This window comes from Aminobacter sp. GW821-FHT11F06 (assembly GCF_058808215.1).
This window is the reverse complement of sequence record NZ_JBXARL010000002.1, coordinates 193,803-206,917: the sequence shown is the minus strand read 5'-3', so window position 1 is coordinate 206,917 and position 13,115 is coordinate 193,803. Positions and strand designations below refer to the sequence as shown.

The following is a 13,115-nucleotide window of genomic DNA, read 5'->3' as shown; positions in this document are numbered from 1 at the left end:
GCCTGAGCGCCAGAACTGCGGGCGGGCAGGGCCACTGCCAGCGCCGCGCGTGAATGGCCGATGGCGGAGACACCTGATCTGCCGTTTCATGTCCTTGTCGGTCGACGCCTAAAAGACTGGCGTCGACCGAGCTGTTTCAGCCCTACTCGCCGTAGGGGATCCAGACATTCTTGACCTGTGTTGCGTGACGGAGCACGTCACGGTCGCCTTCGGGGCCGACGATCCAGACCTTTTTCAGATTGCCGACAGACGCCTTCTCCACCGGCGCCACGCCCTCGCTGGGGCCGTCATACCAAAGCGCGTCGACTTCATTGTGCTGCGCCAGAACCTGCGCCAGGTCGAGCGTATTGCCGGTCACGATGTTCACCACGCCGGCCGGCAGGTCGGATGTGTCGAACACCTGATAGAGATCGGTCGCCGACAGCGGGTGCGTTTCGCTTGGAACGACGACCACGCGATTTCCGGTGGCAAGCGCTGGCGCGACCAGAGCAAGCAATCCAGCCAATGGACGCTCATTCGGGCAGACGACGCCAACGACGCCATTGGGTTCGTTCATCGCCAGCACCGCGCCATGGATCGGCACGGCATGCACGGCACCGTCATATTTGTCGGCCCATGCGGCATAGGTGAACAGGATGTCGAGCGCCTCATCCAGCTCGGCGGCGCCATCGTCCCGGCCGGTCATGGCCGCTATCCTTGCCTCGAATTCCTGGCGGCGGGCAGCCAGGTTTTCCGCGACGAAATAGAGGATTTGTGCCTTGTTGTAGCCCGACACGCCGGCCCAGCCGCCGGCCTTTTGCGCGGCTTCAACCGCATTTCTTATATCTTTGCGGCCGCCTAGGCCGACATGGCCAAGCAAGGAACCGTCAGGTGCTGTGACCTCCATGGAGTATCCGCCATCGGGCCGCGCCTGCTTGCCGCCGATATACAGCTTGGGCGTGCGATCGACGCCCTCGACCGCCTGAACCTTGTTTTTCTTGGCCGGCTTTTGTGCTGCTTTTGCCGGAGCGATGGGCTTGAGATAGGAAAACAGCCCCTCACGTCCGCCCTCGCGGCCATAACCGGATTCCTTGACGCCACCGAAGCCGGCGGCCGCATCGAACAGATTGGCCGAATTGATCCACACCACGCCAGCCTTCAGCTTCGGCGCCATGTCGAGTGCGAGATTGACGTTTTCGGTCCACACGCTCGCCGCAAGGCCGTAACGCGTGTGATTGGCGATCTCGACTGCCTCGCCGGGTGTCCTGAACGTCATCGCCACCAGGACAGGACCAAAGATCTCTTCTTGCGCGAGCAGATGAGATGTCTCGACATTGGTCAAAAGCGTGGGCGGGTAGAAATAGCCGGTGTCGGGCAGATCGCAGGGTGCCTGGATGAGTTCGGCTCCCTCGCTGGTTCCGATTTTCACCAGCTCGCGAATGCGCGCCAACTGCTCGGCTGAAACGATGGGACCCATGTCGACCGACTTGTCCAGCGGGTCGCCGACACGCAGCGTGCGCAGGCGCGCGGCAAGCTTGCCGTACAGCTTTTCGGCAATGCCTTCCTGGGCCAGCAGGCGCGATCCGGCGCAGCAAACCTGACCCTGGTTGAACCAGATCGAATCCACGATCCCTTCAACCGCGCTGTCCAGGTCGGCATCGTCGAACACGATGAACGGAGACTTGCCGCCGAGTTCCAGCGTCAGGCTCTTGCCGCTGCCGGCGGTGCGCTCGCGGATGAGCTTGCCGACAGCGGTCGACCCGGTGAAAGCGATCTTGTTGACGTCTGGATGGTCGACAAGTGCTGCACCCGTTGCGCCATCGCCGGTGATGATGTTGACGACGCCGTCGGGCAGTCCCGCTTCCTGGCAGATTTTTGCAAACAAGAGCGCGGTGAGCGGGGTCTGCTCGGCCGGCTTCAGCACCACCGTGTTGCCCATCGCGATCGCGGGTGCCACTTTCCATGCCAGCATCAGAAGCGGGAAGTTCCAGGGGATGACCTGGCCTGCAACGCCAAGCGGTTCATAGCCGGCGAACTCCTTCGCCTGAAGCGAGGCCCAGCCGGCGTGATAGTAGAAATGCCGCACGGCGAGCGGGATATCGATGTCGCGGCTTTCGCGGATCGTTTTGCCATTGTCCATGGTCTCAAGCACGGCAAAGAGGCGCGCATGCTTTTGCAGGTGCCGGGCCAGCGCGTAGAGGTAGCGGGCACGCTCGCTTCCCTTCAAAGCCGCCCAGGCTGGCTGCGCGCGTCTTGCCGCTTTCACCGCCGCATCGACATCGGCGTCGCCGGCAAGCGCGATCTCGGCCAGCGTCTCGCCGGAGGCCGGGGAGGATGTCTTGAAGGTGGAGCCCGACAAGGGAGCCGAAAAGGCGCCATTGATGAACAGGCCAAAGCGGCGGTCGTGGGCGTTCAGCCAGGCCAGAGCTTCGGTTTTGCTCTCGGGTGCCGGGCCGTATTCCATCGTTTCGTAGATCTCTCTTACGTTCATTGCCTTCAAGCCCCTTTAGACAAGCGGGTGGCGGAAAGAGGCGGAATATGCGCCGGTGACATGATGCTCGAGCTGGCGTTCGATGTCGCCAAGCAGGCTCGATGCGCCAAACCGAAACAGGTCTGGTTCCATCCAGCGGCGCCCCAGCTCTTCCTTCATCAGGATCAGATAGGAAAGCGCGTCCTTGGCCGTGCTGACACCGCCGGCCGGTTTGTAGCCGACGAAATGGCCGGTTCGCTCATGGTAGTCGCGAATGGCGCGCACCATGATCAGCGACACCGGCAGCGTCGCGTTCACCGCCTCTTTTCCGGTCGAGGTCTTGATGAAATCGGAGCCCGCCATCATCGCGACGAGTGACGCCTTGTAGACGTTGCGCAGCGTCTTCAACTCGCCCGTGGCAAGAATGGACTTCATATGCGCATCGCCACAAGCTTTGCGAAAGGCCGAAATCTCGTCGTAAAGTGCCGTCCAGTTCTGGGTGAGCACGTGGCGGCGCGAGATCACGATGTCGATTTCGCTTGCCCCTGCTGCAACAGACGCCTCGATCTCTTTCAGCCTAAGCTCAAGAGGCGAAAGACCTGCGGGGAAGCCGGTGGAAACCGCAGCGACAGGGATGCCGCTGCCGCTGAGGAAGCGTTTCGCCGGCTCGACCATCTCGTGATAGACGCAGACCGCGCCCGTCGTCAGGTTCACCCCGGACATGCCGAGCGCTTCAAGGATGTCGGCGCGTATCGGGCGCTTTGCCTTTTCGCAAAGGCGGCGAACCCGCCCCTCGGTGTCGTCACCCGACAAGGTGGTCAGGTCGATGCATGACACGGCTCGCAACAGCCAGGCCGCCTGATAATCCTTCTTGGCGGTGCGCCTCGCAACGAGGCTCTTGGTCCGGCGCTCGATCGCCGAGGTATTCGCCCGCACAGCCTCGACCCAATCGAGATCAAGTGCCATCCCGGGATTGCGCGGCAGATTGTGCCCAATGGGGGCAGTAGGGATCATCCCTTCGCCAATTTCAGGCATGGACATCCACGTTCCCCTTCCAATCGATACTGTTGCTTTGCATGTTCGTCTTGATGCCAAGATGCGCCGCGATGGTCGCGCCGATATCGGCAAACCCTCTGAGCCCGACCGATCCCGGTTTTGCGCCCGGCCCGGCGATCAGGATGGGTGTTCTTTCCCTGGTATGGTCCGTTCCTGGCCAGGTCGGGTCGTTGCCGTGGTCGGCGGTCAGGATGAGCAGGTCGCCTGGACCCAGCTCGCGCAGGATCGAGGGAATGAGTCCGTCAACGACTTCCAGGGCGTTGGCGTAGCCGGCCACATCGCGGCGGTGTCCAAATTCGCTGTCAAACTCGACGATGTTCGAGAACACGAGCCCGCCAGGCGGCAGATCGCGCATCGCCTGAAGCGTCGCATCGACAGTACCTTCGATGCCTGTCGCCTTTCGCGATTCCGATATGCCTCGGCCGGCAAATATGTCGCTGATCTTGCCAACGCCGGTCACGTGCCGCCCCGCCGCCACCAGCTCGTCGAGCAGGGTCTGGTCGAAGGGGGGCATCGAGAAGTCCCGGCGGTTGGCACTCCGGACGAAGCTATTTTCTTCGCCGACAAATGGCCGGGCGATGACGCGTCCGACCACCAGCGGGTCGACGAGATCACGCGTGAATGCGCAAAGCGCGTAAAGCCTCTCGAGGCCAAAATGGGTTTCGTGAGCGGCGATCTGGATGACGGAGTCCGCGGAGGTATAGAAAATGGGCTTGCCGGTGGCGACGTGTTCGGCGCCGAATTCCTCGATGACCTGTGTGCCCGACGCATGTTTGTTGCCGATCACGCCGGGCAGGCCGAAGCGCGTGACGATGTCGTCGATCAGGCGGTCGGGAAAGGTCGGAACCTGGTTCGGAAAATAGTGGAAGTCCTTGCTGACAGGTGTTCCGGCAATCTCCCAATGGCCCGATGTCGTATCCTTGCCCTTGGAGCTTTCTATTCCAACGCCCCATGTGCCGGTTGCCGGTTCGCTTAAGACTGCCTCGCCGCCAGCCAGTCGCAATGCATTGAACAGCCCCAGCTTGGCCAGGTTGGGCAGCATCAGCGGCCCACGGCGAATGCCTTCGATATCGGCCTTGCCCTGGTTGGCTGCCTCAATGATGTGGCCCAAGGTGTTGGAACCGTTGTCACCGTAAGGAATCGCGTCGTCGGCACCGCCGATCCCGACGGAATCCAGAACGATCAAGATGGCTCGGTTGTTCGTCATGATACCAGTTTTCAGCTATCGAAGCTCTTGAGCACGCGTCTTGCAAGAGCTTCGTCGATGACGAGCTCGTTGATGTATCCGCTGCGCAGCACGCCGAGCGTTGCCTTGGCCTTGGTCTCTCCGCAAACGATGGCGATGCATCGCCGATCCGACACTTCCGCGGGAGATATCCCGACAGCCTTGTCGGCGAGTTCAACCGGAACCAGCCCTCCGTCGATGTCGAAGAACCTGCCCATCAGATCCCCCACTGCGTCGGTGGCGACCAGCTCGTCATACTCGGCCTCGGTGATGACCTGATTTGCAAACAAATGGTCTTCTCGGCCAAGCGAGCCGATGCCGACGACAAACAGATCCGATGCGCGGGCCTTGTCCAACAATTGCTGAACGCTCGGTTGGGACAGGAAAACGTTCTTTTCCTCCACGCTGTTGGCGAGGTAGGGAACCGGCAGGAAGTACATGTCTCCGCGAACGTTTCTGGCAAGAACCTGAACCGGGTCCATTCTGTTGGAGGCGAGCGAGCGGGTCAGAGAGCCGGAAATCGACACCGCCTCCAGATCCGGCCGCTCGATCGTCACCACTTCGGCGAACGTGCAAGCCAAGGTTCGGCCCATGCCGATACCGATGCGCTTGATCGATGTATCTGACAGCACCGAGGTCAGGTAAGCCGCCGCGATCTTGCTGACGGGCTGAAGAACGTCTTCGAACCGGCGCGACGACGCGGCATCGACCGGCACGACGACGCAGTTGTCGAGCCCAAACTCTGCGCAAAGCGCCATTTCGAGCTCAATGCACTCGCTCGGCCGTTTGCTGACCGAAACCTGGACGATCCGCTCGCGCTGCGCCTGGGCGATAAGGCGGTTGATGCTGGGCTGAGACATGTTCAGTGCTTTGGCGATCTCAGCCTGGCTTTTGCCCCCGACAAAATACATCCAGGCAGCCTTGACCACATTGTACTGGTGCCAGTCGCTGGATGTTTCTTTCATCGTTCTTGTCCCCCTTGGCCGATGCGAACGGCGATGCCGTGAGCTACTTATAGGCCACGCAGAAAGCCGCGGATAAGCTTTTCGAGCTTCATCGCGCCAATGGGCGCGCTGGCCTTGGTGTGCTCGTGGCTGATGTGCTCGGTGCCGAGGCCCGCGGCCATGTTGGTGATCACCGACACGGCACAGCACTTCATGCCGAGGAACCTGGCCAGGATGACTTCGGGAACGGTGGACATGCCAACGGCGTCGGCGCCGAGGATTTTCAGCGCGCGAATTTCTGCCGGTGTCTCGAAGTTCGGGCCCGAATACCAGGAATAGACGCCTTCCTTCAGCGCGATCCCTTCGGCTGCCGCAATTTCCATCAGCCTTTTGCGGCTCGCTGGATCGTAGGCGTCGACCAGATTGACAAACCGCTTGTCGGTCGGCTCGCCGATGAGCGGGCTGCGGCCGGAGAAGTTGATGTGGTCCGAAATCAGCATCAGTTCGCCCGGAGGAATGTCGGTCGAGAACGAACCGCAAGCATTCGTCGCAAACAGCTGTTCGGCACCCAAGGCAGCAAGGACTTCGAGGGGAACGCGCATCGCGTCAGCCTGGCCTTTTTCGTAAAAATGCGCACGTCCGCCAAAGACGGCGACATCGACGCCTTCAAGCTTGCCGATGACAAGCTTGGCGGTGTGGCCGGACACGCCGGCATGCGGGAAGCCGGGCAAATCGGTATAGTCGATGGCGATGCCGTCAACGGCCTCGGTCAGATGTCCCAGGCCCGATCCGAGGATGAAGCCGATGCGAACCTTGGGATTGCCGCAGCGGGCATTGATGACCTTCAGAGACTCTTCAGTGCTCATTTCAACGTTCCTTTGTGTAGGGGATACCGCCCGCGGCGGGCGGTGTTGCTTTTCCGACGAACCCGGCAAGGATTACGATCGTCAAAATGTAGGGAAGCGAGCTTTCAAGGAACTCGACAAGTGCCGCGAGCACGCGGCTGTCGAAGTGTACGTTTCCATGAATCTGATAACCCACGGCCTCGACAAAGCCGAACAGCAGGCATGCGCCGAGGGCGGGGTAGGGGCGCCACTTCGCAAAGATCAACGCGGCAAGGGCGATGAAACCCCGGTTCGCCGTCATGCCGTCCGTGTAGCCGGCGGCCTGGGCGGTGGAAAGATAGGTGCCGGCGACACCGCAGAGCACGCCGCCGATCAGGACGGCCGAATAGCGAAGCCTGGTGACACTGATGCCGGCCGTATCCACAGCACTCGGTGCGTCACCCACAGCCCTTAGCCGCAGGCCGTAGCGTGTCCGGTACAAGATCCACCAGGTCAATGGAACCAGCGCAAGCGCCAGGTACACGATCACGCTCTGGCCGGAGATCACCTGCTGGTAAACGCCGCCCAACTGATTGTGGAAAGGCAACTCGATGCCCAGGAAGCGTTGGTCGGCATTGAGGCCAGGCGTTTGACCACCCGTTCCGAATATCGTTTGCGCTAGCAGGTAGGCGATGCCGAGCGCCAGCATGTTGATGGCGACACCCGAAATCAGCTGGTTGCCGCGCAGTGTGATCGATGCGAAGCCATGGATGAGCGCAAACCCCGAAGATGCCAGCACGGCAACGAGAAGTGCTATCCAGATGTTGCCGACAAGCGCTGCTGTCGCTGCGGACGCAAAGGCAGCGATCAGCATTTTGCCGTCCAGCCCGATATCGACGATGCCGGAACGTTCGGAGTACAGCCCCGCCAGACACGCCAGCAGGATCGGCGTCGCCACGCGCAGCGTCGCACCAAGAATTTGAATGATGATATCGACGTCCATTATCACGACTTCCGCGAGAATTGGGCGAATGCAAACAGGCGGGTGAGCGGGATGCGGACAAGGTTTTCCATCGCGCCGACAAACAAGATGATCAGCGCCTGGATGATGACGATCATCTTCGCGGGGATCGCCGGCATCTCGAACGCCAGTTCCGCGCCACCTTGGTAAAGCGCGCCGAACAGCAGCGCGGCCAGTGCAACCCCGAATGGATGGGATCGTCCCATCAGCGCGACCGCAATGCCGGTAAAGCCCGCACCCTCGACAAATCCAAGCACCAGTGCGTGCTGCTGCCCCAGGACTGAATTGGTGGCCATCAATCCGGCCAGCCCGCCTGAAATCAGCATCACAAGCATGACGATGCGGAAACTGGATATTCCAGCGTAGTCGGTGGCTTTTTCGCTATGTCCGTAGGCGCGGATTTCATAGCCGAAATGGGTCCGCCACAGCAGCAGCCAAACCAGGACGCAGGCCAGCAGTGCAACGAAGAACATGATGTTGCCCTCCATGCGCTGCACCTCGAAGCCAAACCAGGCCAGCACTTCATCGATCCGGGGCAGGTGGGCGGCGTCGTCGAAGGTGCGCGATTGCGGCGCGGACGCGCCGATCGGCTTGAGGATGTTGCTGAGCAGCGCAACCAGCAAGCCTGCTGCGATGTAGTTGAACATGATCGTGGTGATGACGATGTGGCTGCCACGGCGCGCCTGCAGATAAGCAGGTATCGCAGCCCAAGCCGCGCCAAAGGCGAAAGCAACAAGAATTCCCACAGGCAGGACGATCAGCCAATGCGTCTGGTCGAGCGAAAGCCCCACAAGCCCGGCACCGATCCCGGCAAAAATCGCCTGGCCTTCACCGCCGATGTTGAACTGCGCGGCGTGGAAAGCGACAGCAACCGCAAGGCCGGTGAGAAGGAAATTGGTGAAGTAAAAGAGGGTGAAACCGAGATTGTAGCTGTTGCCGAATGCGCCTGTGGCCATCACGCGAACGGCCTTCAGCGGGTCCTCTCCGATTGCCAGCACGACGAGGCCCGACACGACAAGCGCCAGACACACGCTCAGCAGCGGAACCAGAAATACATCAGCCCATTTTGGCAGCTGGGGCATGGGAGCTCTCCCTTTGGTTCACGCCAGCCATGAGCAGGCCAAGGTCGTTTTCATCGGTGTCGTCAACGGATCGCTCGCCCGAAATGCGGCCATCGAACATCACGATCACCCGATCCGAGAGACCGAGAATCTCGTCCAGCTCGACCGAAACCAGCAGGATCGCCTTGCCCTGCTCGCGCAGCGAAATGATCTCGCGATGAATGTATTCGATGGCGCCGATATCCACCCCGCGCGTCGGCTGGCCGATCAGCAGCAGGTCGGGATTTTGTCCGATCTCGCGTGCCAGGACGATTTTTTGCTGGTTTCCGCCCGACAAATTGGCGGTTTTCAGGAATGGATCGTCTGGCCGGACGTCGAACGCCTCTATCAGCGCGCGCGCGGCCTGTTTCATCTTGCCGGGGCGCGAGAACAGCCACTTTGTGAAGGCGGGCTTGCGGTGATAGCCGAAGCTTGCATTCTCCCAAACGCTGAATGGCATGACCAGCCCGTGGCGATGCCGGTCCTCGGGAACATGGCCGATGCGTTTCTGGCGCTTTTCAGCCGCGCGGCCGCCGCGCGAGACGTCGAGGACCGAACCGTTCAGCCGGACCTCGCCGCTTGTCGCCGGGCGCATCCCGCACAAGATCTCCAGCAGTTCGGACTGGCCGTTCCCGGCTACGCCTGCCACCCCAAGGATCTCGCCAGCGCGAATATTGAACGAGACGGACTTCAGCCGTTCGACGCCGTCTTTTGCGACGGTCAGATCGTGGACGGAAAGCACGTCCTTGCCGGGCTTTGCCGTAGGCTTGTGCACTTTCAACTCGACCGAGCGCCCAACCATCAGTTCGGCAAGCTTCGTCACGCTCATGTCGGCGGTCGGATGCGTCGCGGTCATTTCGCCACGCCGCATGACGCTGACAGTGTCGGTGATCGCCATGATCTCACGCAGCTTGTGCGTGATGAAAACGATCGTTTTGCCTTGCGCCTTGAGGCCCTGCAGAATCCGAAACAGATGGTCGGCTTCAGCCGGCGTGAGCACGCCGGTCGGCTCGTCGAGGATCAAAATCTCGGCTTGGCGATAGAGCGCCTTGAGGATCTCGACCCTTTGCTGCAAGCCGACAGAAAGATCGCCGGCCACGGCATCGGGATCGACCTCGAGACCGTACTCGCTGGCCAATTCCTTGAGGACCTGCCGCGCCTTGCTGTAGGAATGCTGCAAGCGCACGCCGTCTTCGGCGCCCAGAATGATGTTTTCCAGCACGGTGAACGGCTTCACCAGCATGAAATGCTGGTGAACCATGCCAATTCCAGCCGCGATCGCATCGTTGGAGTGGCGGATCGCCACCCGTTTGCCGTTGACCTGGATCTCGCCCTTGTCGGCCTGGTAGAAGCCGTACAGGATCGACATCAATGTCGATTTCCCGGCGCCGTTTTCACCTACAATGCCGTGAATGGTCCCCTTGGCCACCGTCATCGAGATGTTCTTGTTCGCGTGAACAGAACCGAACGATTTGGATATGCCAATGAGCTCAATCGCGGGGGAGACCGAAGTGGTCTCCTCCATGTTGTTGCTGACCATCTGACGGCCTCAAATTTTCAGAGCGGGCAGGTGTCGTCAGTGCGGTAGTCGTGCACCTTGATCTCGCCGGAGACGATCCGGGCCTTGGCCGCTGCGACAGCCGCAGCCATCTCGGGCGAGATGAGAGCCTTGTTGTTGTCGTCCACGGCGATATCGACGCCGTCCTGAGCTAGGCCGAGCGATTGAAGGCCGGGCGTGAAGGTGTCTTTTTGAACGTCCATCATGGCCGTATAAACGGCGACATCGACGCGCTTGAGCATCGAGGTCAGCACGTGGCCGGGATGCAGGTGGTTCTGGTTCTTGTCGACGCCAATACCAAGCGCGCCAGCATCGGCCGCCGCCTGCAGCACGCCAATGCCCGTTCCGCCGGCGGCATGGTAGACCACGTCGACGCCCCGGCCGATCTGCGACTTGGCCAATTCGCCGCCCTTCACCGGGTCGCGCCAGGCAGCACCGGTGGTTCCGGTCATGTTCTCAAGCACCTCGATGTCGGCCTTGGTCGCTTTGGCGCCCTGCTTGTAGCCGCAGGCGAAGGCGCGGATCATCGGAATATCCATCCCGCCGACAAAGCCAACCTTGTTTGATTTCGAGGCCATGGCGGCCATGAGGCCCACCAGATAGGAGCCTTCCTGCTCCTTGAAAATCACCGAGCGCACATTGGGAAGGTCGACGACGGAATCGATGAGCACGAACTTCGTATCAGGGTATTCCGGCGCAACCGCCTTTACCGCCGGGCCCCACGAGAACCCGGTGACGACGACCGGATTGTGCCCTTGCTGGGCGAAGCGCCGCAACGACTGTTCTCTCTGCGCATCCGACTGCAGCTCGAATTCGCGGTAGGCAATGCCGGTTTCCTGGCGAAACCTTTCGGCTCCGACAGACGACGCCTCGTTGAACGATTTGTCGTACTTCCCACCCAGGTCGAAAATGACCGCCGGGTTGGCATCGGCCAGGGCCGCAGACACGGCTCCAAGCATTGAGCCGGCTACAACGACGGCGCGCACAAAATTCATGATGTCCTCTCCAAACAAGGGCTCCCGACCCTTGGTTGATAATAATGCACACTATGAATTATTATTCAAACGCATTTTCCAGCGGGTGCTGGCGCAGGCGTTTACGCACCAGCCCGCTCTCTCAGCCGGCCGCGGATGACAAACAATCCGGCGAGGGTCAGCATGGTAAAGGTGGCTCCTGCCAGGAACGTGCCTTGCGGCCCCGCCATGTCCCAAAGCGCGCCGGCAACGACGCTGGCGACGAGCAGCGCGACCCCGGTCATCAGATTGAACATGCCGAAGGCCGTTCCGCGCAGCTCGGCCGGAGCGGTCTCGGCGATAAGCGTTGTCAGCAAGCCCTGGGTGAAGCCCATATGAAGGCCCCAGAGCACGACACCTGCGCCGAGCCAGATGATATCCGCCGCGAAAGCGAGCACGAGGTCGGCCCCCAGAAGAAGAACGAGACCGATGGCCAGAAGAGTCAGGCGATTGACGCGATCCGAAAGCACGCCGACCGGATAGGCCGAGAGTGAATAGGCAAGGCTCATGATCACCAGCACGATCGGAACCAGCGTCAGCGGCAAACCGATCGATTGAGCACGAAGGATCAGAAACGCCTCGCTGAAGCGGGCGAGCGTGAAGACGGTTGCGACCCCAACGACCCACCAATATGTCGACCCGAGACGTTTCAGTTCATCGCGATGCAGTGGCATGCGAACACGGCGCAGTTCTCTTGGCCTCTCCGGTTCCTTCACCGCAACCAGGATCAGGCCGACTGACAGGAACGCAGGAATGACGGCGATCCAGAACACCGCCTGGAAATGATCGGCAGTCAGCCACATCAGGCCGATGGCGAGGAGCGGACCGATAAAGGCGCCGATGGTGTCGAGCGACTGGCGCAAGCCGAAGGCCGCGCCGCGCAGATGCGGCGGAGCGATGTCGGCGACAAGGGCGTCACGAGGGGCACCCCTGATGCCCTTGCCGATACGGTCGATGAAACGGGCAGCTATCAGCCATTCGATCGTGGACGCCAATGGGAAAATCGGCTTGGTGATGGCCGCAAGGCCATACCCAAGCGCTGCCAGGAGCTTGCGTTTGCCGAGCCAGTCGCTCAGCGCGCCCGAGAACACCTTGGTGATCGAGGCTGTCGCTTCGGCGATGCCTTCAATGATGCCAACGGTAAGCGCCGAGGTTCCGAGTACCGCCACCATGTAAACGGGCAAGAGCGCGTGGATCATCTCGGACGAGATGTCCATGAGCATCGAGACGAAGCCGAGGACCCATATACCGGTTGGAATCCCGCTGCGGGCCCCGGGGCGTTTTGCAACTTCGAAAGTCATCGCAACTGTTCCGTCATCTTGGCCGCGCAAGTCACGCGGCCGCCCATGTCAGTGGTTCTCGTCATGGGCGTCGAAGACCCGTTGCGCGTAGCTGTCGAGCAAGGTCTCGCAGGCCCGCAACCGTTCCGCTGCCTCGTCCGCCAGCGTCGCGCCGTAGAAATCGAGCTTTTTGATCTTCTCCAGCCAGCCCTGGAGCTTCTTCAGGTCGGTCTCACCCTCCTCGAGCTCGGCATAGGTGAATTTGTTGATCGCGACCTCCTTGGCGATCTCCGCTTCGAAGTCGGCGCATCTGCCGAGAAACTCGCGATACTGCTCATCGCGATCCGCCTTGAAGCGGGCAACGACCTTTTCTTCCTGGGTCCGGTCGAGCGCGACAGTTTCCAGGATCACGGCTTCGCCACCCATCTCGGAAACATCGTTCTCCAGCATCTTCAGCCGCCGGATATGATCGTCGGTCTTCGGCAGCAGGCAGACGCCGTTCTGCAGGTAAATCGCGCCCATGCCTTTGAGCCGCCGCCACAGCGCGACGCGTTTCGTAGCCGGTTCGGGCGGCACTTTGTAGGTCAGAAGAAGCCAAGCGGAAACAACCATGGCTACATCATGGTGCAACGGCCGTTACAAATC

At 61.0% G+C, this 13,115-nt stretch carries 11 protein-coding genes; all 11 read right to left on the bottom strand.

The features are described from left to right. Positions 1 to 142: 142 nt before the first annotated feature. Positions 143 to 2,470 carry an aldehyde dehydrogenase family protein gene (locus tag AC1RTB_RS05410; protein WP_492875442.1) on the bottom strand — a complete coding sequence of 776 codons (2,328 nt, stop codon included), beginning with the start codon at positions 2,468 to 2,470 and terminating at the stop codon, positions 143 to 145. Between the two features lie 15 nt (positions 2,471 to 2,485). Beyond that, positions 2,486 to 3,484 (bottom strand): deoxyribose-phosphate aldolase, encoded by a 999-nt coding sequence (deoC, locus tag AC1RTB_RS05405; RefSeq protein ID WP_492876330.1) that lies wholly within the window; start codon positions 3,482 to 3,484, stop codon positions 2,486 to 2,488. Next, positions 3,477 to 4,712 carry a phosphopentomutase gene (locus AC1RTB_RS05400; protein WP_492875440.1) on the bottom strand — a complete coding sequence of 412 codons (1,236 nt, stop codon included), beginning with the start codon at positions 4,710 to 4,712 and terminating at the stop codon, positions 3,477 to 3,479. Before AC1RTB_RS05400 ends, deoC begins: the two co-directional genes overlap by 8 nt. An 11-nt stretch (positions 4,713 to 4,723) precedes the next feature. Then, on the bottom strand, positions 4,724 to 5,659 hold the full coding sequence (locus AC1RTB_RS05395; protein ID WP_492875438.1) for a sugar-binding transcriptional regulator: 936 nt from the start codon (positions 5,657 to 5,659) through the stop codon (positions 4,724 to 4,726). Between the two features lie 83 nt (positions 5,660 to 5,742). Then, the gene (locus tag AC1RTB_RS05390; RefSeq protein WP_492875436.1) at positions 5,743 to 6,540 is read right to left on the bottom strand and encodes a purine-nucleoside phosphorylase; all 798 of its coding nucleotides are present in this window, start codon (positions 6,538 to 6,540) and stop codon (positions 5,743 to 5,745) included. 1 nt (position 6,541) lies between these two features. Then, positions 6,542 to 7,501: an ABC transporter permease gene (locus tag AC1RTB_RS05385; RefSeq protein WP_476783659.1), complete on the bottom strand. Its 960-nt coding sequence runs from the start codon at positions 7,499 to 7,501 to the stop codon at positions 6,542 to 6,544. Positions 7,502 to 7,503: 2 nt separating this feature from the next. Further along, positions 7,504 to 8,601: an ABC transporter permease gene (locus AC1RTB_RS05380; RefSeq protein ID WP_492875434.1), complete on the bottom strand. Its 1,098-nt coding sequence runs from the start codon at positions 8,599 to 8,601 to the stop codon at positions 7,504 to 7,506. Continuing rightward, complete coding sequence (locus AC1RTB_RS05375; protein WP_492876328.1) at positions 8,576 to 10,144, bottom strand: ABC transporter ATP-binding protein; 1,569 nt, start codon at positions 10,142 to 10,144, stop codon at positions 8,576 to 8,578. The genes AC1RTB_RS05380 and AC1RTB_RS05375 overlap by 26 nt, the downstream gene beginning before the upstream one ends. A gap of 32 nt (positions 10,145 to 10,176) precedes the next feature. Continuing rightward, entirely contained in the window at positions 10,177 to 11,172 is a 996-nt protein-coding gene (locus AC1RTB_RS05370) for a BMP family lipoprotein (protein WP_492875432.1), read from the bottom strand. A gap of 101 nt (positions 11,173 to 11,273) precedes the next feature. Beyond that, the gene (locus AC1RTB_RS05365; RefSeq protein ID WP_492875431.1) at positions 11,274 to 12,491 is read right to left on the bottom strand and encodes an MFS transporter; all 1,218 of its coding nucleotides are present in this window, start codon (positions 12,489 to 12,491) and stop codon (positions 11,274 to 11,276) included. A gap of 48 nt (positions 12,492 to 12,539) precedes the next feature. Next, positions 12,540 to 13,082, bottom strand: coding sequence for a Chromate resistance protein ChrB (locus tag AC1RTB_RS05360; protein WP_492875429.1), 543 nt, complete (start codon positions 13,080 to 13,082; stop codon positions 12,540 to 12,542). Positions 13,083 to 13,115: the final 33 nt, after the last annotated feature.